This is a genomic window from Pseudarthrobacter sp. W1I19 (assembly GCF_030817835.1).
Classification (GTDB): Bacteria; Actinomycetota; Actinomycetes; order Actinomycetales; family Micrococcaceae; genus Arthrobacter.
On the sequence record NZ_JAUSZR010000001.1, the window covers coordinates 2,400,070 to 2,420,207 of the forward strand.

17 protein-coding genes are annotated in these 20,138 nt (G+C 63.2%); 16 read left to right on the forward strand and 1 reads right to left on the reverse strand.

Annotated elements, in window-relative coordinates; genetic code table 11:
* Positions 1-173 precede the first annotated feature (173 nt).
* From QF038_RS11320 to QF038_RS11395, 16 genes are all read left to right on the forward strand, one after another.
* Complete coding sequence (locus QF038_RS11320; RefSeq protein WP_307610233.1) at positions 174-1,634, forward strand: extracellular solute-binding protein; 1,461 nt, start codon at positions 174-176, stop codon at positions 1,632-1,634.
* On the forward strand, positions 1,631-2,560 hold the full coding sequence (locus QF038_RS11325) for a carbohydrate ABC transporter permease (RefSeq protein WP_307610234.1): 930 nt from the start codon (positions 1,631-1,633) through the stop codon (positions 2,558-2,560). The genes QF038_RS11320 and QF038_RS11325 overlap by 4 nt, the downstream gene beginning before the upstream one ends.
* 8 nt (positions 2,561-2,568) lie before the next feature.
* The gene (locus tag QF038_RS11330) at positions 2,569-3,480 is read left to right on the forward strand and encodes a carbohydrate ABC transporter permease (RefSeq protein ID WP_307610235.1); all 912 of its coding nucleotides are present in this window, start codon (positions 2,569-2,571) and stop codon (positions 3,478-3,480) included.
* Positions 3,481-3,503: 23 nt separating this feature from the next.
* Positions 3,504-5,021, forward strand: a complete 1,518-nt coding sequence (locus QF038_RS11335; protein ID WP_307610236.1) for a glycoside hydrolase family 32 protein — start codon at positions 3,504-3,506, stop codon at positions 5,019-5,021.
* 28 nt (positions 5,022-5,049) lie between these two features.
* The gene (locus QF038_RS11340; protein WP_307610237.1) at positions 5,050-5,952 is read left to right on the forward strand and encodes a carbohydrate kinase; all 903 of its coding nucleotides are present in this window, start codon (positions 5,050-5,052) and stop codon (positions 5,950-5,952) included.
* A 192-nt stretch (positions 5,953-6,144) separates the two neighbouring features.
* Positions 6,145-7,215 carry a LacI family DNA-binding transcriptional regulator gene (locus QF038_RS11345; RefSeq protein WP_307610238.1) on the forward strand — a complete coding sequence of 357 codons (1,071 nt, stop codon included), beginning with the start codon at positions 6,145-6,147 and terminating at the stop codon, positions 7,213-7,215.
* 78 nt (positions 7,216-7,293) lie between these two features.
* Positions 7,294-8,964, forward strand: a complete 1,671-nt coding sequence (locus QF038_RS11350; protein ID WP_307610239.1) for an ABC transporter substrate-binding protein — start codon at positions 7,294-7,296, stop codon at positions 8,962-8,964.
* Between the two features lie 106 nt (positions 8,965-9,070).
* The gene (locus QF038_RS11355; protein WP_307610240.1) at positions 9,071-10,048 is read left to right on the forward strand and encodes an ABC transporter permease; all 978 of its coding nucleotides are present in this window, start codon (positions 9,071-9,073) and stop codon (positions 10,046-10,048) included.
* Positions 10,049-10,059: 11 nt separating this feature from the next.
* The gene (locus QF038_RS11360) at positions 10,060-10,986 is read left to right on the forward strand and encodes an ABC transporter permease (RefSeq protein ID WP_307610241.1); all 927 of its coding nucleotides are present in this window, start codon (positions 10,060-10,062) and stop codon (positions 10,984-10,986) included.
* A complete protein-coding gene (locus QF038_RS11365) occupies positions 10,983-11,945 on the forward strand; it encodes an ABC transporter ATP-binding protein (protein WP_307610242.1) in 963 nt (320 codons plus the stop codon). The genes QF038_RS11360 and QF038_RS11365 overlap by 4 nt, the downstream gene beginning before the upstream one ends.
* The gene (locus QF038_RS11370; protein WP_307610243.1) at positions 11,942-13,036 is read left to right on the forward strand and encodes an ABC transporter ATP-binding protein; all 1,095 of its coding nucleotides are present in this window, start codon (positions 11,942-11,944) and stop codon (positions 13,034-13,036) included. The genes QF038_RS11365 and QF038_RS11370 overlap by 4 nt, the downstream gene beginning before the upstream one ends.
* Positions 13,033-14,589 carry a glycoside hydrolase family 32 protein gene (locus QF038_RS11375; RefSeq protein ID WP_307610244.1) on the forward strand — a complete coding sequence of 519 codons (1,557 nt, stop codon included), beginning with the start codon at positions 13,033-13,035 and terminating at the stop codon, positions 14,587-14,589. Before QF038_RS11370 ends, QF038_RS11375 begins: the two co-directional genes overlap by 4 nt.
* Before the next feature lie 71 nt (positions 14,590-14,660).
* Positions 14,661-16,256 carry a glycoside hydrolase family 32 protein gene (locus tag QF038_RS11380; protein ID WP_373461556.1) on the forward strand — a complete coding sequence of 532 codons (1,596 nt, stop codon included), beginning with the start codon at positions 14,661-14,663 and terminating at the stop codon, positions 16,254-16,256.
* Between the two features lie 234 nt (positions 16,257-16,490).
* The gene (locus QF038_RS11385; RefSeq protein ID WP_307610245.1) at positions 16,491-17,924 is read left to right on the forward strand and encodes a flotillin family protein; all 1,434 of its coding nucleotides are present in this window, start codon (positions 16,491-16,493) and stop codon (positions 17,922-17,924) included.
* 10 nt (positions 17,925-17,934) lie between these two features.
* Positions 17,935-18,177 carry a hypothetical protein gene (locus QF038_RS11390; RefSeq protein ID WP_307610246.1) on the forward strand — a complete coding sequence of 81 codons (243 nt, stop codon included), beginning with the start codon at positions 17,935-17,937 and terminating at the stop codon, positions 18,175-18,177.
* Positions 18,178-18,360: 183 nt separating this feature from the next.
* Entirely contained in the window at positions 18,361-18,609 is a 249-nt protein-coding gene (locus tag QF038_RS11395) for a hypothetical protein (protein ID WP_307610247.1), read from the forward strand.
* Positions 18,610-19,313: 704 nt separating this feature from the next.
* On the opposite strand, the gene QF038_RS11400 is transcribed toward QF038_RS11395, so the two are convergent.
* Positions 19,314-20,048, reverse strand: a complete 735-nt coding sequence (locus tag QF038_RS11400; protein WP_307610248.1) for a GntR family transcriptional regulator — start codon at positions 20,046-20,048, stop codon at positions 19,314-19,316.
* Between the last annotated feature and the right edge of the window lie 90 nt (positions 20,049-20,138).

Below are 20,138 nucleotides of genomic sequence, written 5' to 3' on the forward strand. Positions count from 1 at the left end.
TGAAACCTCGGGACGGGGACGACCTGTTCGGCCCGCGGCCGGGAACGCACTGTTCAACCTGTGACTCTGGAGATCATCCTTGCTATACGAACCCCTTGACGACGACATAACGATACTTGACACGTGTTAGGTGCCCATCTAACCTACTTAACACGTGTTAGGAGGAACCGACAATGACGTCTGAAAAGCCACCGGGCGAAACAAACCCCTCGTACGCGCCGCGGCCGGGCAGCAGGCTTTCACAGCTCACGCGGCGTTCCATGCTGGGCCTTACCGGCCTGGCCGTTGCGGGAGCCACGGTGGGCGCCTGGCCGCGGCTGACCGGGAGTGACATTCCGGGGCGCGGGAGCAAGGCCCTGAACATCGCCATCCTTGGAACGGCGGCGGATGCGTCCGCCCGCCAGGGTCTGGTGAACGCCTTTACCGCCGCCCACCCTGATATTCCGGTCCGCCTGCAGGCTATTCAGGGCGCGGACTGGAAGGATTTCTTTTCCAAGATCCTCACCATGGCCGCCGCCGGAACACCGCCGGACGTTGTCTACGTAGCCACCGAAGGCGCCCAACTGTTCGCCGATAAGCTCGCCGAGCCGCTGGATGACTATGTTCGCCGCGACGCTGCGGACATGGGCGACTACTTCGATGACGTTCATCCGAGCCTGCTGGAAGCCTTCATGTACCAAGGCAACCTCTACCAGCTTCCCCTGGACTGGAACGCAGCGAACATGTACCTGAATACCACCACCTTCGCCCAGGCCGGGCTCGACCGGCCCAGGGACGATTGGACGCAGGACGACTTCAGTGCCACCCTTCGCGCCCTGCGGAAAGCACGCCCGGCCGACTTCACCCCGTACTACTGGACCAACCGGCTTTTCGGCGGAGTAGTGCCCTGGCTCTACGCCAACGACACCAGCTTCCTGACCGAAACCAAGGCTCCCGGTGGGGACTGGCTTTGGGACCGTTTTTACCCGAACGACTCCGCCCGGGCGACCCGCGGCGGCGGCTATCAATGGCTGGCTCCGAACGCGGAAGACGGGCGGGTTATCGAGACCTTCGAGTACCTGCGCGAGCTCGTCGCCGAAGGACTGGGCGTGCGTCCCGAATCCGGGGGCGGCAACGCCCTGGTTGGCCTGTTCGGCAACAACCGTATCGGCACCACGCCTGCAGGCGGCTACTGGGCGCAGGGCCTGCACGAGGCCGGAATGACAGCCGACCAGTTTGACGTCCAGTTCTTCCCCCGTTGGCGGACGCAGCGGCATCAGTTCGGTGCCGCCGGCTACGCGATCATGCGCACGGCCAAAGACAAGGACGCCGCGTGGGAATGGGTCAAGTTCTGCTCCAGCCGCGAAGCGATGCAGTTGGCCATTCCCAAGCCGAACACCACTCCCACCCGCCGTTCGATGGTCAACGAGTCCTTTTACGCGACCACCGGACCCAGGCATTGGAAAGTCTTCTACGACACCCTCGACAGGTTCCCCACCTCCGGCCCCATTCCCGCTCCGCCCCAGCAGGCCGCCGTCGAAACTGCCCTGATGAAAAACGTTTCCACCGCCGTCAGCGGCAGCTCCGCTGATGTTAAGGCCGCGATGGGCACCCTGCAGCGCGATCTCGAACTGGCCCTGAGGAGGAACTCATGACCACCCCTTCCACCGCTCCACACCAAACCGTGCAACCAGCCGCCGCGCGCCGCTCGTTCGTCGAGCGATGGCTGGCCATGATCTTCCTTGCTCCCACGGTGCTCGGGATGGCCCTGTTCACTTTTCTGCCGATCATCGGCTCGCTGGTGCTTGCCTTTTTCCGCTGGGACATCATTTCGGCCCCCCAGTTCGTCGGTTTCGCCAACTTCGCCTCCCTGGCCGAGGACCCCACTGTCCGCGTGTCCTTTCTAAACACCATCGTGTTCGTCATTGTCGCGGTGGTGCTTCAACTGGGCATCGCCCTTGGCCTGGCCTCCATGCTGCAGGCCAGAATGCCTTCCTGGCTGAGGGTTTTCCTTCGTTCCACCTTCTTCTTCCCCCTGGTCCTTTCCGCCGCGTCGGTGTCCATCTTCATGCGGTACATGTTCAACGAACAGTTCGGCGTAGTGAACTGGCTCCTGTCCCTGGCCGGCATTCCCGCAGTGCCATGGCTGACCAGTCCCGTGGCATCCGCAGCCGTGGTGGTCCTGGTCTACGTATGGCAGAACTTCGGGTTCTCCTTTCTTCTCTTCCTCGGCGCCTTGACCAACATTCCCAAGGAACTCCACGAGGCCGCGAACCTGGACGGCGCCACAGGCTGGAAACAGTTCAGCAATGTCACTCTTCCGCTGATCAGTCCCACGGTGCTCGTCGCCTCCGTGATGGCAATCATCAGTGCGCTGCAGGTCTTCGACCAGCCCTACGTCCTGACCAACGGCGGGCCAGGTGATTCCACCCGCACCGCCGTCATGGTCATCTTCGAATCGGCCTTCCAGCAACTCGAGTTCGGGGAAGCCTCGGCCATCGGCCTGATACTCACCGTGCTCATCCTTGCCGTCACCGCACTGCAATTCCGCCTCAGCCGCCGCTTCGTCTTCTACCAGTGAGGTCCCTCATGTCCAGCCAGACCCTGCACACGGGGACCGACAAGCATTCCGGTTCCATCACAGGCAAACCTTCCACGCCTAAGCGCTACCGCAACACCCGCCTGCCGGCTGCCGGAACCGTCGGCAGGTACACCGCACTGGCCGTGGCGGCCGCTCTGACCCTCGGGCCCGTCCTGTGGACCCTGTCCACCTCCTTGCGGACGCCGTCGGAATCCTTCAACCTGCCACCGTCCTTCCTGCCCATCAACCCGGACTTCACCGCTTACCAAGAGGTGTTCAAGCAGATCAACGTGGGCCTCCTGGTCCTGAACAGCGCGCTGGTGACCGGGCTGATCGCGCTTGGCCAGATGGCTTCGGCCACCCTTGCCGGCTATGCCTTCGCCCGTCTGGACTTCCGCGGCAAGAAGGCCATCTTCTCGCTGGTGCTGGCCACCATGATGGTCCCGGTGCAGGTCACGATCGTCCCGGTGTTTATGCTCATTCGAGGGATGGGCCTGTCCGACACCCTGCTGGCCCTGATCCTGCCGGCCATACCCACGGCCTTCGGCACCTTCCTGATGCGCCAATATTTCCTGGGCCTGCCAAACGACTTCGCAGAAGCGGCCGCCCTGGACGGCGCCGGACCATGGCGGATCTTCCGTTCTGTCTACGTCCCGCTGGCGGTCCCCGGCATGGCAATCGTCGGGATCCTGGCCTTCAATTTCCACTGGAACGAATTCTTCCGGCCGCTGATCCTCACCATCAGCGAACAGAACTTCACCCTCCCCCTCGGGCTGGTCACACTCCAAGGCAACCTCGGCACCGGGAGCATATCCGTGGTCCTCGCCGGCGTGATCCTGTCCATGCTGCCCGCACTGGTCGTCTTTATCTTCGGCCAGCGAACCCTACGCGAAGGCCTCACGGCCGGCGCGAGCAAATAACACAAACCCTCAAAAGGAACCTCGTGGATACACTTACTTCGACTCACACGGCAGCCACAGCAGGCAGCTACCGCCCGGTCCTGCACTACACCGCAAAAGACACCTGGCTCAACGATCCCAACGGCCTGATTTTTCATGAAGGCGTCTATCACCTCTACTACCAGAACAACCCGCTGGGTAACGTATGGGGGAACATGTCCTGGGGCCACGCCACCTCTACCGACCTGCTGACCTGGACCGAGCACCCCGTCGCTATCGCCTGCGACGAGAACGAAGACATCTTTTCCGGCAGCATCGTCTATGACCGTCACAACACCAGCGGATTCGGCAGCGGTTCCCTTGCCCCGCTCGTGGCGGTCTACACCAGCGCCTTCAAACCGGGCTCCGTACATGAGGGCGTCCAGGCCCAGTCCCTCGCCTACAGCCTGGACGGGGGCTATTCCTGGACAAAACACACAAGCAACCCCGTTCTGACCCGCGGGTCCGCCGAGTTCCGCGACCCCAAAGTCTTTTGGTACGACGGCGACGCGGGCAGTTACTGGGTGATGGTCGCCGTCGAAGCCACAGACTTCCAGGTGGTCCTCTACAAATCCCAGGACCTGAAGAGCTGGGAACTGCTGAGCACCTTCGGTCCCGCAAACGCCACCGGCGGCGTCTGGGAATGCCCCGACCTGTTTCCGCTGCCCGTGGACGGCGATCCGGAAAACCTCAAGTGGGTCCTTACCGTCAACCTCAATCCCGGCGGGCCCAACAACGGCTCAGCCGGCCAATACTTCATCGGCAACTTCGACGGAACCACGTTCGCCTCCGCCAGCACGGTAACTGAAGGCACCCAGGACCTCGACCGGCTGGCCGAATACCTTTGGCTGGACTGGGGCCGGGACTACTACGCCGCTGTCTCCTTCAGCGACGCCCCGGACAACCGCCGCCTCATGATCGGCTGGATGAACAACTGGGAGTACGCCAACCACATCCCCACCACACCCTGGCGCAGTCCCATGAGCCTCGCCCGCGAAATTTCACTACAGACAAGGAACGGAAAACTGTGCCTGGTCCAGCAGCCGGCGGGTGACTGGGCTGGGCTGGCCGACCAGGAGCCATTCTCCCTTTCTGGAGCCACCATCCACGAGGGCGTGCAGGTTCTGGCCGGTGCGGCCGGCACGGTCCACTGCATTGATGTCAGCTTCACCCCCGGAAGCGCAGAGGAATTTGGCCTCATCCTGCGCGGGGACGGCGTCAACGGAACCCGAGTGGGAATCCGCCCCGATGAAGGAACCCTGGTGGTGGACCGGCGGGAATCCGGGCGGACAGATTTCCACGCAACGTTCGCCTCCATCGACACCGCTCCCGTCCCGGTGAAGCAGGGGACCTACGACCTCACCATCTTCGTGGACCGCTGCTCTGCTGAAGTCTTTGCCCAAGACGGCCAGGTGACCATGACCGAACTGATCTTCCCTTCCGAGAGCAGCACCGACCTCGCCGTTTACGCCCTCGGCGGCACGGCAACTATCAGCAGCATCAAGGTCACTCAGCTCGTCTAGGGCGGCACCTACGGCAAGGAAAATGGACATGCACACCAATGGCAAGCCGAACCCTCCCCGGCAGGTGTTGGACGTCGTCGTTATCGGCGAAGCCCTGATCGACGTCGTCACCACGCCAGAAGGCACCATCGAACACCCCGGCGGGTCGCCGGCCAATGTCGCCTACGGCCTGGCCCGGCTGGGAGTCAGCACCGGGCTGCTCACTTCCCTGGGCACTGACCACCGCGGTGATGAACTCGAGGAGCACCTCGCGGGCGCCGGGGTGATGCTCTTGCCCGGCTCCCGCTCACTGGAGAAAACGTCGACGGCGACCGCCACCATCGCCAGTGACGGCTCGGCGGGCTACGCCTTCGACATCGCCTGGGATGTCGAACCGCCGGACCTTGCGCACACCCCGCCCATGGTCCTTCACACCGGGTCGATCGCAAGTTTCCTGTCACCGGGCGCCGGCAAGGTCAAGGCAATCCTCCAGCACCTCCAGGACGCGTGCACCATCACCTACGACCCCAACATCAGGCCGGCGCTGCTCGGAACCCACGCCGAAGCACGCTGCACTTTCGAGGAACTGGTGCACCTCACCAACGTTGTCAAACTCAGCGATGAGGACGCCGCGTGGCTCTACCCGGAAAAGGCCTTGGAGGAAACCGCATCGCACCTCCTGGGGCTGGGAACAGAGCTCGCTGTCATCACCAGGGGCTCATCAGGCTCGTTGCTCGCCACTCCCTCCGCCTCCCTCAGCATCCCTGCCATGAAGACCCCTGTTGTTGACACCATCGGCGCCGGCGATTCATACATGTCTGCCCTGATCCTGGGGCTACTTACCCGCCGAGCCGGCGGCCTCGCGCCTTCTGTCCTTGACCAGCTGGGGTGCACGGCGGCCGCTGCCGCCGCGATCACCGTATCCCGGGCCGGCGCCCGGCCCCCCCACTGAAGACGAACTCCGCGCAAAACTTCAGCTGCCTTCACACGCGTAGCCAAGCTTCCATTGCGGCCGCCCCGGATGCGCTGCTGCACCGATCCGGTAGCCAAAAAGGTCCCTTGACAGAGACCAGTAACGCGCGTAACCTAAATCACAAGTAACGCGCGTTACCTGACCCAGTACCAAAAAACACCGGAGCATTCAATGGCGAAGACCACCACCTCGACCCCTGCCGGGGCTGCGCGGCAGCGGGGTGTCACCATGAATGATGTCGCCAAACACGCCGGCGTTTCCCGGACCGCCGTCTCGTTCGTGCTGAGCAACCGCGAAAATGCCAGCATCTCCGAGGAGACCCGCGCCCGGATCAACGAAGCTGTCCAGGCCTTGGGCTACCGCCCGAATGCCGGGGCACGGGCGCTGGCATCCCAGCGCAGTGATTGGTACGGGATCGTCACCGAGATCGTGACGGCACCGTTCGCCGTCGACATCATCAAAGGTGCCCAGGACCAAGCCTGGCTGGACCGCAGGTTCCTGCTCATCGCGCCCTCCGACCAGGCCGATGCCGTAGGACCCAACCAGGGCCTGGAAGATGCCGCCATTGAGAAGCTGCTGGAACAACGTGTGGAAGGCCTGCTCTATGCAGCCACGTACCACCGGGGCGTGCACGTTCCTGACAGCGCCAATGAGGTACCCACCGTCCTGATTAACTGCTTCGATGCGGACGGAAGGCTGCCCTCGATCGTCCCCGACGAGCGTGCGGGCGGCCGCGTCGCCGTCGAACGCTTACTCCAGGCCGGCCACCACCGGATCGGAGTGATCAACCTGGACCCGGATATTCCGGCAGCAGTCGGCCGTTTGGCGGGTGCCCGCGAAGCACTTGCCGAGGCCGGGCTGAAGCTGGACCCGCATCTCGTGGTGCCCGGGCATGCAACGGCGGACGGCGGATACGAGGCTGCGTGCCAAATCCTGGACCGCTACACGGAAAAGGACAGGCCAACCGCGCTGTTCTGCCTCAACGACCGCATGGCGATGGGCGCTTACGACGCCATTAAGGAACGGGGCCTGACCATCCCCGGAGACATCGCCGTGATTGGCTTCGACAACCAGGAACTGATTGCGGCCTACCTTAGGCCCAAGCTGACCACGGTTGCGTTGCCGTTCGAAAAAATGGGCGCCCTGGGAGTCCAGACGCTCGCAGCTCTGACAGCAGGACAGCCGATAACTGCCGACCAGCAATTAGTCGGCTGTCCGCTGCTAGAACGCTCTTCGGTCTGACCGCGAAATCAAAAACGAAGAGCAACCCCTCCCCCACCCCTTCACCTTGCCGATGAAGATAGGAAAGAGATAACCATCATGACACAACCCCGATTCCTGAGGGCTGCCCGCATGACCGCGGCCGGCCTGGCGGTAGGCGCACTGCTGCTGACTGGCTGTGCAGCCAACAAGCCCGGCGGCACCGACGCCGCAGCGAACGCCAGTGCCTTTCTCACCATTCCGCGTGAGGACATGGGCACGTTCGTGCAGAACTTCAACCCGTTCGCGCCCGCCGTCAACCCGATGGTCCAGCAGTCCATTTACGAGTCGCTGCTGATCTTCAACCCGGCCAAGGGTGACACGGTGCCGTGGCTCGCTACTGACTGGAAAGCAGCCGACGACGGCAAGTCCATCACCTTCACCCTCCGGGACGGCGTGAAGTGGTCTGACGGCCAGCCCCTCGTGGCCGAGGACGTCGCCTACACCTTCGAGCTCCAGAAGAAGATTAAGGGTGGTTACGACTACCTGGACACCGTTGCCGCCGAAGGGACCAACAAGGTCACCTTCAACTTCAACAAGCCATGGTCCCCGGCCCTTTACGACGTCGGACAGCTCAGCATCCTGCCCAAGCACATCTGGTCCGCCCTCGCTGATCCGGACAAGGACGCCAACGCCAAGCCCGTCGGCACCGGCCCCTACACCGAGGTTGACAGTTTCCAGGCCCAGTCCTTCGTGCTGAAGAAGAACCCCAACTACTGGCAGCCGGAAAAGCAAAAGATCGCAGGCATCAAGATGCTCGCCTTTGCCGGGAACGACGGCGCCAACCTCGCAGCCGTGAATGGCGACGTGGACTGGGCCCCGCAGTACATCCCGAACATCGAAAAGACGTTCATCTCCAAGGACAAAGACCACCGCCACTACTGGTTCCCTGCCACGGGCTCCATGATCAACTGGCAGCTCAACACCACCAAGGCCCCCTTCAACGATGTTGATGTCCGCAAGGCCCTGAGCATGGCCGTAGACCGGGAGCAGGTCACCAAGATCGGCATGAGCGGCTACGCCAAGCCCGCAGACTGCACCGGACTCTCCGGCAGCTACGAGACCTGGAAAAACGACGCAGTCAAGGACAACTGCACCTGGACCAAGCTGGACGTCCAAAAAGCCAACGAGCTGCTGGACAAGGCGGGCTACCCGAAGGGTGCTGACGGCAAGCGTACGCTCAAGGACGGCAAGCCCTTCGAATTCGAGATCTCCGTGGGCGCGACTTCTTCTGACTGGCTGTCGGTGGCGAATGTGATCGCGCAGAACCTGGCAGAAGTCGGCGTCACAGTCAAAGTGGAGTCCCCGGACTGGGCTGCTGTGGTTGCCGGCTACGAAACCGGCGACTTCGACTCCGGCATCGTCTGGAGCGCCAACGACCCCAGCCCGTACAAGTACTTCAACAACTCCATGGGCACAACCACGGTCAAGCCCGTCGGAACCAAGACATTCGACAACTACCACCGCTTCGGCGATCCCCAAGCCGACGCCCTGCTGGCAGAGTTCGCTGCAGAGGCGGACGAGTCCAAGCAGAAAGACATCGCCAACAAGCTGCAAGAAGAGTACAACGACGCCGCACCCCTGGTGCCGCTCTTCTCCGGCCCGGAATGGGGCGCCTTCAATGACACCCGCTTCACCGGCTGGCCCACCGAGGACAACCCTTACGCCACCCTCTCGGTGAGGTCGCCCACCACAGTGCTCGTTCTGACCACGCTGGAACCGCGCAAGTAAACGCAGCGGGCCGCCCCGGGCGGACCCCCACACTGCACGCCCGGCGGGCAACCAACCCCGCCGGGCGTGCCCCAAACACTCCACAATTCCCGAATGGAGGGAAACCGTGCGCTTCATCCTGCGCCGCCTGGGTTTCTACCTGATCGCCTTCTGGGCATCCATCACCCTGAATTTCCTGCTCCCGCGGTTCATGCCCGGGGACCCCGTCTCCCGTATGTTCGCCCGCTCCCAGGACAGAATGCAGCCCGAACAGATCGAGGCCCTGCGCAAACTGCTCGGCGTTGACGACCGGCCCCTCCTGGAGCAATACACTGACTACCTTCACAACATCTTCACCGGGCAAATGGGCGTCTCCATCTCACGTTTCCCCACCCCGGTCACCGAGGTCATCTCATCCCAGATCGGCTGGACCCTCCTGCTCGGCGGAACCGCACTGGTGATTGCCGCCGTCGCGGGTAACCTGCTGGGCATCCTGGCCGCCTGGCGGCGCGGCGGCGCGATCGACTCCGCACTCCCCCCGCTGCTCGTGTTCATTGGCTCGTTCCCGTACTTCTGGCTGGCGATGGGTGCCCTGTACCTGTTCGGCGTGGTGCTGAACTGGTTCCCCATCCGCCACGCCTTCACCGATGGTTTGGAGCCCGGGTTTACGTGGGAGTTCATCGGCGACGCCGGCGCCCACCTGGTGCTTCCGGCGCTGACCATCGTGCTGGTTTCCGTCGGCGGCTGGATGCTGGGCATGCGGAACACCATGATCGCCACCAACTCCGAGGACTACATCACCATGGCCGAAGCCAAGGGACTCCGCCCGGGCCGCATCATGCTCCGCTACGCAGCACGGAACGCCATGCTGCCATCGGTCACGAGCTTCGGCATGGGCCTGGGATTCGTAGTGGGCGGTGCGCTGCTCACCGAGGTGGTGTTCGCCTACCCCGGCGTCGGCTATCAACTCCTCAACGCGGTCCAGGGCCTCGACTACCCCCTCATGCAGGGCCTGTTCCTGACCATTACCGCAGCCGTGCTGCTGGCCAACTTCCTGGTGGACATCCTCTACGTCCGCCTCGACCCGCGCGTGCGCAGCAACTAGGGGGACCAATCATGACAACCGCACTTCTGAAGCAGCCAACTCAAACCCTGGCTGTCCGCAAGCCCAACCGCAGCTTCGTCCACGGCCTCCTCAGCAACAAGAAAGCCCTGACGGGCATGGCCGTGATGCTCGTCTTCATCGCACTGGCCCTGCTGGCACCGGTGCTTTTCCCCGGCGACCCGTCGCGGATCACCGCCATGGCCTCCCTGGAACCATCAGCCGAGCACTGGCTGGGAACTACAGCCAAGGGACAGGACGTCCTCGCACTGACCGTCCACGGCTCCCGGAGTTCCCTGTTCGTCGGGCTGACAGTGGGCTTCGCGTCCACCTTCATCGGCATCCTGGTGGGCCTTGCCTCAGCCTACTTCGGCAAGTTCATCGACGAAGCACTTTCCCTGGCAACCAACGTCTTCCTGCTCCTTCCCGGCCTGCCGCTGCTGGTCATCCTGGCCGCATTCCTGCCTCCGGGCCTGGGCACCGTAATTCTGGTCCTCGTCGTCACCGGCTGGGCGGGCTCAGCACGCGTCCTGCGCTCACAGGCCCTGTCCATCCGCTCCAAAGACTTTGTGGCCGCCGCGGTCGTGTCCGGCGAACGGGCCGGCCGGATCATGTTCCGCGAAATCCTGCCCAACATGGCCTCGATCGTTATGGGCACCCTGCTGGCCTGTGTCATCTACGGCATCGGCGCACAAGCGGGCCTGGAGTTCCTGGGCCTGGGTGATGTCAGCACGGTCTCCTGGGGCAACAACCTCTTCTGGGCCGGCAACGAAGGCGCCCTGCTCACCGGCAGCTGGTGGGTTTTCATCCCCTCAGGTGTCTGCATCGCGCTGGTCGCCTTCGCGCTCGCCCTGATCAACTACGCCGTGGACGAGGTCACCAACCCGCGGCTCCGGAAGATCAAAACCCCGAAAAATACCGAACGGAGCGCCTCCAAATGACCATCTCCCAAGTCTCCTTCGGCTCCCACGAACCCGTCCTGGACGTCAAGGACCTCACCGTCAAGTACATCGGCGACACCCGCTCCACTACCGCCGTCGACCGCGTTTCCTTCAGCATTGGCACCGGCGAGGTGTTCGGCCTCGCAGGAGAGTCCGGCTGCGGGAAGTCCACCATCGCCAACTCGATCATGCGGCTCCTGAAGGACCCCGCCAAGATCGCAGGCGGCAGCATTTCCTTCGGCGGCAAGGACGTCCTGGCCATGAGCGCGGAGGAGCTGCGGCGCTTCCGCTGGCAGGACGTGGCCATGGTCTTCCAATCAGCCATGAACTCACTCAACCCCGTGCTGACCATCGGCGAACAGATCGTGGACATCTTCACCACCCACGCCGGCTACTCGCGCAAGGAATCCCTGCGGCGGGCGGGCGAACTGCTCGAACTCGTGAGGATCGACCCCGCGCGCCTCAAGTCCTACCCGCACCAGCTCTCGGGCGGGATGCGCCAACGGGCTGTCATAGCCATGGCGGTGGCGCTGAAGCCGTCGCTGCTGATCCTGGACGAACCCACCACCGCGCTGGATGTGGTGGTGCAGCAGGAGATCATGGCGCAAATCAAGGAACTCCAGCGCGAGCTCGGGTTCTCGGTCCTCTTCATCACGCACGATATGTCCCTCATGGTGGAACTCTCGCACCGCATGGCCGTGATGTACGGCGGCAGGATCGTGGAGACCGCGAAGGCACAGGACGTTTACGCAACCCCCCGCCACCCCTACACCCAGGCACTGATGGGCGCGTTCCCGCCGCTCACCGGCCCGCGTGTGCCGCTCACGGGGCTGCCGGACGGCGTGAAGTTCCGCAATATCCCGGACCTCACCGAGGCGGCTCCCGGCCACTTCGTGGCTCCGGTTGGTGCCGACGCTTCAGCGATCGATTCCGCAAACCTGGCAGGAGCCGCACGATGAGCCACTCCCTGACGTCCCCCGCGGCTGCTTCCACCGCCAGCACCCCCGCCCTTGAAATTCGTGGCCTGGGCAAGTCCTTCCCCATTGGCGGGCTGTTCTCCCGCGGATCGGTCCGCGCCCTGCACGGTGTGGACCTGACCCTTGGCCGCGGCGAGATCGTGGCGCTCGTGGGCGAATCCGGTTCCGGCAAGAGCACCCTGGCCCGCTGTGTTGCCCGGCTCGAGAAGCCGAGCTCCGGCGCGATCCTGATCGACGGCGTCGACATCCTCAAGCGCGACCGTTTCCAAGCCTCCCGGGCGTTCCGCTCGCAATTGCAGATGGTCTTCCAGGACCCCTTCGGTTCCCTGAACCCGGCCCACAGGATCGAGCATTTCCTGCGTCGTTCGTTGGCGATCCACGGGAAGGGTGGCGGTTCCGAAGAGGAGACCCAGCGGCGGCTCGAAAAACTGATGACCACTGTTGGCCTGCAGGCTGACATGCTGAATTCATATCCGCACGAGCTCTCCGGCGGCCAGCGCCAGCGCGTTGCGATTGCCCGGGCCCTCGCTGTGGAACCGCAGGTCATCCTGGCCGACGAACCCACCTCCATGCTCGATGTTTCCGTCCGGATCGGCGTGCTGAACCTGATGCGCAAACTACGCGACGAGCAGGGCATCTCCATGCTCTACATCACCCACGACCTCGCGTCCGCCCGCTACCTGGCGGACCGGACGGCGGTCATGTTCGCCGGGGAACTCGTTGAGGAAGGAGAGTCCCTGGACCTGCTGTCAAACCCCGCGCACCCCTACACCCAACTTCTGGTTTCGGCTGTGCCGGATCCAGCCCGGGCGGGCTCTTACGACCCCGTCCGCCGCGCGGAACTGAGGCAAGCGGTGATGGCTTCGACGCAATGCGCTTACGACGGCGACCCAAACCAGGCTTGTTCGGCCGACGAACCCGTGCGCCATCAGGTGGGGGACCCCGAAAACCGCCACTGGGTGCGCTGCCACCTCTACCGGCCCTGGGCTGGTGCCGACGGCCATGCCCTGGCGGGCGAACCGGCGCAACCCAACTTCCCGGCGTCGAACGCCCAAGAAAAGGCCTCCGCATGACTGGATTGACCCACCCGCTCGCCACCGTTCCCCAGGATGAGTTGGTTGCCCGCGCCGAGGCCGATCCCCTCCGGCCACGCTTCCACTTCGTGTCGCCAGCCGGCTGGCTCAACGACCCCAACGGCGTCAGCCAGTGGAACGGGACGTACCACCTCTTCTACCAGTACAACCCGGAGGGCGCTTTCCACCACCGCATCCAGTGGGGCCATGCCACCAGCACTGATCTCGTCACCTGGACGGACCAGCCGGTTGCCTTGGAACCGTCCGCCGGACCCGACGCCGAGGGCTGTTGGTCCGGGGTATTGGTGAACGACGGCGGCACGCCCACCCTGGTGTATTCGGGGCGCTTCGAAGGCAAGGAGCTGCCCTGCGTCGCCGTAGGATCCCCGGACCTGTTGAGCTGGACAAAGGACCCCGGAAACCCCGTGATCGCAGCACCCCCGGCTGGAGTAGACATCACCGCGTACCGTGATCACTGCGTCTGGCGTGAAGGAACGAAGTGGCGGCAGTTGGTGGGGTCAGGCATTCGTCAGCACGGCGGTACGGCGTTTTTGTACGAGTCCTCCGATCTGCGGCAATGGGACTACATCGGGCCGTTGTTCATCGGCGATGCCTCACAAGGCGATCCTGCGGACAATGACTGGACGGGGACCATGTGGGAATGCGTGGAACTGTTCCGGGCGGGACAAGGTTCGCTGGGGTCCATACCCTCAGACGGCTCGCCGGATGTGCTCGTCTTCTCCGCGTGGAACGACGGCGACACCCGCCACCCGCTGTACTGGACCGGCCGATACGCCGGCGACACCTTTGAGGCCGCGGCGCTGCACCGACTCGACTACGGCGGCCGGTTCTTCTACGCACCGCAGTCGTTCCAGGATGAGTCCGGCCGGCGGGTCATGTTCGGTTGGATGCAGGAAGGCCGAACCGACGCCGCAATGGTGGAGGCCGGCTGGTCAGGGGTCATGAGCCTGCCGCGGACGGTCACGGTGGCGGACGACGGTGCTCTCCGCTTCGCGCCCGTACCTGAAATCAAGAAGCTGCGCCGTGAGCACACCAGTTTGCCCGGACAGGTGCTGACCGGCACATCAGGGCCCTTGGAACCCGGTGTGTCCGGCAACCAACTCGACCTCGAACTGGACTTCCAACTGGCACCGGGCGCTCTGCTGCGGCTAGGTGTACTCGGCTCCACCGACAGGGGCACCTCCGGCAGCCCCAACGAGGAGACGGTCATCGAGCTGCGCAGGGCCTCTGACGGCACCAACACTGGCACGCTTCGCCTGGACCGCACGCGGAGCAGCCTCGATCCAACCGTTGACGTGGACGACAAGTCCGGACCCGTCCCCATGCCCGAAGGGCAAGTGCACCTGCGGGTCATCCTGGACCGGTCCGCCGTCGAAATTTTCGCCAACGGAGTCCCGCTCACAGCGCGCGTCTACCCCACCCTGGGCGGGGAACACGTCAGCCTTGCCGCCGAAGGAACGGTACGTATACTCGCCCTCGACGCCTGGACCATGGCCACCATCCATGAGGGTACACGGACCCTCATCCCCTGACGCGCGGGGCCAATACATCAAAGCCCACTTACACAGCAGCATCGAGGCTGCCCAAAAACACGAAGGAACTCATGGAAGATTCACCCACGGTCTCTCGTCGTTCACTCCTTACCGGAAGCGGAGCGGCGGCACTCACCGGATCGCTCGCACTGTCAGCAGCTTTCGCCGAACCCGTCGCAGCCGTACCAACCAAGACTGCTGACCCCGGATCACATGGCTCAACGTCAAAAGGATCACGCCGGATGCGCCCCACCTATCACTTCAGCGTCCCCGACAACTGGAAGAATGACCCCCAGCGCCCCATCTACATCGACGGGGAATATCACTACTACTACCTGTACAACGCTGACTACCTGCGGGGCGGCGGAGGAACGTCATGGCGCCGCGCGACGACCACCGACCATGTGGTGTTCACTGACCGTGGCGTCGCGATCCCGAAGTTCAGCGACGGCAACGGCGACTGCTGGTCAGGATCCCTTGTGGTCGACGAGCAGAACACCGCCGGATATGGCGAGGGTGCGGTGATCGCCCTAGTGACGCAGGCCCCCGAAGGCCGCCAGGGCCAGTACCTCTGGTACTCGGCCGACCGCGGACGCTCGTTCCAGGCCGGCGGTTCAGCCCCGGTGCTGCCGAACCCCGGAGTGCAGGACTTCCGCGATCCCAAAGTGATCTGGGACGCTGACCGCCAGCAGTGGTTCATGGTGAACGCCGAGGGGCAAAAACTCGGCTTCTACACATCCGCCGACCTGCGGTCCTGGCGTCGGGTCGGCGAGTTTTTGCGTACTGAGCTGGGGGTGCTGGAATGCCCTGACATCTTCCGCATGACCGCTGACGACGGCACCTCCCATTGGATCCTCGGCACGAGCGCCAACGGCAAAGGCCGCGGCCTGCCCGCGACCTACGCGTACTGGACGGGTGCCTTCGACGGGACATCGTTCACGCCCGATCGGCCCGAGCCCGAATGGCTCGACTACGGCTTCGACTTTTATGGAGCAGTCACCTACCCACATCACGACGCGACGGGCGCGGAAGATGAGACCCTCCGCCGGGCAATCGGCTGGGCGAACTTCTGGGACTACCCCCACAACACGCCAACCCTGGAGACGGACGCCTACAACGGCGATGACATGATCGTGCGCGACCTCGGCCTCAAACACACGGACGGTGTGTACCACCTGGTCTCCGCCCCCACGTCGGCGCTGGAAAATCATGTGAAGCGTGACCACATCCTGGGCGACATAGTTGTCAGCGGCACGCACGATCTCGACGTCCGCGCCGCCGCTTACGACCTGACCTGCGAACTCGTGTGGGACCCTGCTTCCGCACCCGCCAACGTGGGTTTTGAGCTGTGCCGCCCACAGGGCGGCGGCAGGCACGTTGCCGCCGGTGTCTTCTTGGGAGGCCCCTTCGCCTACGTCAACAGACGGCCAACGATCAATCCAACCGGCGGCCAAACCCAGACTCCGGTCGACCCGTCGGCAGGACGGCTCACCCTCCGCATCCTCGTTGACCTCACGAGCGTGGAGATGTTCGTCGGCGACGGACGGGTGGTGCACTCACACCGGGTATTTCCGCTGGAGGGCGACAACGGAATCCGCCTCTACGCTCATGAAGGAGCCGCCACTTTCCGCAACCTGACCATTCGCGAAATCGACGCAACGCATTAGTCCAAGCGCCAACGGTCCGGCAGGGCGCCTGCAATTGCACCATGTACGAGCCAGTTCCGTTGCCGCAGGCAAATATCACCCCTGCTCTGGACTCTTTGGCCGGGCCCAACCAGACTGTCTACAACAGCTGGCCCGGGGAGCCGGAATTGACGCATTTTGACCTCCAACGTTGGACGGCTGGGTTTTATCGGAGCCTTACGCGATGCCTGTTCCACTCCTTGAAAGGATTTGGTCATGCCGGACTTCTCACCGTTCTTTCCGCTTCTTGCCACGATTCTGGGGGTGCTGTTCGCCATCGCCGTTATTTGGGTGGCAACAAAGCTGATGTGGAAGGTGGCTGAGCCCAACGAGGCCCTGATCATTTCCGGGCTGACCCGCGGAACCCTTGAAACCCGGGCGGGGATGGATTTCAAGATTGTCACGGGGAAGGGTGCGCTCGTCCTTCCGGGCCTCCAAACAGTAAGGGCTTTGTCGCTCACGCTGAATGAAACTGAGCTGAAGGTCTCCTGTGTTACGTCCCAGGGCATCCAGGTGATCGTGGAGGGCGTGGTTATCTACAAGATCGGCGACGCACCGCCGTTTATCGCCAATGCGGCACGGCGGTTCCTTGGCCAGCAGCCCAAGATGGAAAGCCAGGTGTACAACGTGTTTGAGGGCCACCTGCGCTCCATCATCGGCAGCATGACCATGGAGGAGATCATCCGGGAACGGGACAAGCTCGGTTCCCAGGTCCGGAGCGCCAGCGGTGTGGAGATGGAAAAACTCGGGCTTGTGGTGGATTCGCTGCAGATCAAGGACCTGCAGGATCCCACGGGATACATCGAAAACATCGCAAAACCGCATATAGCCCAAGTGAAGATGGAGGCACGCATCGCCGAGGCCACCCGCAACCGTGAGGCGGCAGAGAAGGAAGCAGAAGCGGCGGCCCTGATCGCGGACGCACAAAGCGTTTCAGCGATCAGGCAGTCGGTAGCGCAGGCGAACGCCGAACGCGCCAAGGCGAATGCCGCCCAGGCCGGCCCGCTGGCCGATGCCACCGCGAGGCAACAGGTGGTGGTCCAGGAAACCGAAGTGGCCAAGCTTGAGGCGGACCGCGAAGAGCAGAAGCTCCAAACGATCGTGAGGAAACCGGCCGATGCAAAGGCCTACGCCACGCGAACCGAAGCGGAGGGCAAGAAGGCGGCGGACATCAGCGGCGCCGAGGCTCTGGCACGCCGTACAGAGCTTGAAGCCCAGGCCAACGCCCGCCGGACGGAACTCCTGGCCCAGGCAAACGCCACCGCAGCGGCTGCCACCGCCGGGGCCACCAAGGTCACCGGTGAGGCGGAAGCCGCGGCAACCAAGGCCAAAGGTGATGCTGCGGCCTCCGCCATCAAGGCAAAGGCGCTGGCTGAGGCGGACGGCATCAAGGCGCGGGCTGAGGCCCTGGGGACCAACCAGGACGCCGTGATTTCGCAGCAGCTCGCCGAGAACATGCCGGCCATCATTGCCGCAGCGGCCGAGCCGTTCTCCCACGTGGGCCAGATGACCGTCCTGAATGGCGGCGACGGCGTCAATAAAATGCTCGGCGGGATACTTGCCCAGGCGGGCGGATACCTTCCCGCTCTTGCCTCGGCGCTCAAGAACGGCAAGGACCCCAAGCGGACGCCCCCGGCTCCCGGCGCCTAGGGACAAAAGGATGCACCGGGAAGTTGACCGGAGCCTGACCGGGAAGGTCGGGCGGGTAACCGGGCGCATTGGGCCCGGCACTATTGGCGAAGTAATGCTGCCGTACCTCGGCGGCACCATGGCTTTCCACGCCCACCCCTTCGACAAGACGAGCGTCTTCGCCGTGGGTGATGAGGTGCTGGTGATCTACTTCGAGCCTCCGCAGACGGTATACGTGGATGAACTGCCTGACGTGTTGAGGCACTGGGAATGATTGCGCGCAGGTCGCACCGCACGCTTTGCGACGTGCGGAAATGGAGAGCTTGGGCATCAGAGGCCTAAATCCAGAACTGCTTTTTCAGTAACGCACGTTCGTCACCGAGCTGATGCGCAACTGGGCTAAATTGGAATGCTTTCACCCCTAGTTATTCGAGAACCCACGAAGGACTATCCGCGTATGGCGTTAACTGAAGACACCGAGCCTGCCAAAGAGCCCGAGAAGCAAACTACACCGGGGCTCAAACACGATCCGCAATCCCTGCCCGGCCTTGTCGAGACCTTGGGTCATCTCGAAAAAATCATCAAATTCATCCTCACATCCATGGCAGGGTCCCCACTGAAAGTTAACCTGTCTTCGGAATTTCATGCTTTACGACGAATGCTTGACGATGCCCGCGTGATGCGAAGGACCATCAGTGACGCATAAGCCATTATCGAAAGGAATGCGCCTCTGGCCGACAAATTTCCTGATGACTCGGCGACTTGGCGGAGCCAAGCGAAACCGCTCTCTCCCAAACAGCCCGCCTACCTTGCCGCCCTGGCGGAGAGTCACTCGGCCGCCACCGGACTAACCTCATACGCGGAGACCATGGCCGACCTTACGGCGCAGCCCCCTCACGTGGAGTATGCCTTACAGCAGAAGAGCATCCGAGCAGAGCTGGACGCTGCTATGGGCCGGCCATGTACCGCATGCGGGGTTGGGTCCGGGAAACCCTGCAGATCGAAAACTGGGAAAGAAACCTCAATTCACAAAGCCCGCTGGTCCTAAGCAATCTTCCACATAGCGAGCGGGGAGGCAGCTTGTCGGCAGACAAAAGGCGCAACCACGCTGGCGACGGTAGCCCATTTGTGAAGCGTGGATCGCGTTGTCCGAGGTTGACCGTATGGCCGGCGAATGATGCCTACCGTTTGAGCTTTTTAAACCCGAGGCCTTGGCATGAAGGAAGGGCCGGCCAACTCCGATCCTGCCCCCCTGCCACCCCATGTCGGAAATGCTTCCGACATCGCATACGGCATGCTCTCTCTCGCGTCAGTCGAGGCTAAATACGTAACCGGTGAGGAAACCCGCTAATCATCTGCCAACTGCGGTAGCTGGAGCAGCCTTTGCAAACGGAAAAAGTTGCCGTGATATTAGGCGGTACTGTTCCGGGTCGGCGCCTGATCGTTCTCGCGGTCTTCCAGGGCTCCCGTCGCTGCAGCTGTGAGGCTGTTGGCGATGTGAACCCTGGCAAGTTCAGCCGCGCCCGCCCCATCCTGGGCAACGATGAGTTCAAGGATCTGGTGGTGCTGGTTCAGGTCAATCGTTCGGGGCTCATCGCCGGACGGCAGTTCGAGTCCGATACGCCGGTAGCGGTCAGATTTGTCCCACAGGTCATCAAGAAGCTTGATCATCGTGGTGTTGTGGGACGCGCTGTAGACGGCGCGGTGGAAATCGCGGTGAGCCGTGATGGCGTCCTCGCCCCAGACCCGAGTGACCGGCAGCAGCTTTTCCGCAGCTATCCGGATGGCCTCAATGTCAGCGTCGGTCCGGCGGTACGCGGCCAATTCGGTCGCTGACGGTTCCAGCGACAGACGGACCTCCAGCAGTTCCCGGGCCTCGGCAGCGCTCATGTCAGCCACGCGGGAGTCGCGGTGGGTGTCCATGATGATCAGGCCCTCACTGGAGAGCCGGCGGATCGCTTCACGCAGGGGGGTGATGCTCATCTGCATATTGTCAGCGAGTTCGTACTGGGAGATGCGCGACCCCGGGGCCAGGCTCCCGGAGAGGATCAGTTGGCGAAGTTCGCTGTACGCCAGACTGCCTTTACTCGAAAAGACGTTCCTGGTGTCCATCGCTGCTCCGCTTCTCTTTTGGGAAAGTGGCATCCCAGTTCCTCGTCTGGAACATCTTATAAGAATTTCGCTCCGCTAGCTTGTGCTGCCCGTCACTGATCCCCTACGCTTGAGTCAAGGTCT

Coding starts and splice junctions, on each gene's coding strand:
- QF038_RS11340 (WP_307610237.1), top strand. CDS start 5,050: ATGCACACCAATGGCAAGCCGAACCCTCCCCGGCAGGTGTTGGACGTC.
- QF038_RS11380 (WP_373461556.1), top strand. CDS start 14,661: ATGGAAGATTCACCCACGGTCTCTCGTCGTTCACTCCTTACCGGAAGC.
- QF038_RS11330 (WP_307610235.1), top strand. CDS start 2,569: ATGTCCAGCCAGACCCTGCACACGGGGACCGACAAGCATTCCGGTTCC.
- QF038_RS11365 (WP_307610242.1), top strand. CDS start 10,983: ATGACCATCTCCCAAGTCTCCTTCGGCTCCCACGAACCCGTCCTGGAC.
- QF038_RS11350 (WP_307610239.1), top strand. CDS start 7,294: ATGACACAACCCCGATTCCTGAGGGCTGCCCGCATGACCGCGGCCGGC.
- QF038_RS11400 (WP_307610248.1), bottom strand. CDS start 20,048: ATGCCACTTTCCCAAAAGAGAAGCGGAGCAGCGATGGACACCAGGAAC.
- QF038_RS11375 (WP_307610244.1), top strand. CDS start 13,033: ATGACTGGATTGACCCACCCGCTCGCCACCGTTCCCCAGGATGAGTTG.
- QF038_RS11395 (WP_307610247.1), top strand. CDS start 18,361: ATGGCGTTAACTGAAGACACCGAGCCTGCCAAAGAGCCCGAGAAGCAA.
- QF038_RS11370 (WP_307610243.1), top strand. CDS start 11,942: ATGAGCCACTCCCTGACGTCCCCCGCGGCTGCTTCCACCGCCAGCACC.
- QF038_RS11390 (WP_307610246.1), top strand. CDS start 17,935: ATGCACCGGGAAGTTGACCGGAGCCTGACCGGGAAGGTCGGGCGGGTA.
- QF038_RS11345 (WP_307610238.1), top strand. CDS start 6,145: ATGGCGAAGACCACCACCTCGACCCCTGCCGGGGCTGCGCGGCAGCGG.
- QF038_RS11320 (WP_307610233.1), top strand. CDS start 174: ATGACGTCTGAAAAGCCACCGGGCGAAACAAACCCCTCGTACGCGCCG.
- QF038_RS11385 (WP_307610245.1), top strand. CDS start 16,491: ATGCCGGACTTCTCACCGTTCTTTCCGCTTCTTGCCACGATTCTGGGG.
- QF038_RS11325 (WP_307610234.1), top strand. CDS start 1,631: ATGACCACCCCTTCCACCGCTCCACACCAAACCGTGCAACCAGCCGCC.
- QF038_RS11360 (WP_307610241.1), top strand. CDS start 10,060: ATGACAACCGCACTTCTGAAGCAGCCAACTCAAACCCTGGCTGTCCGC.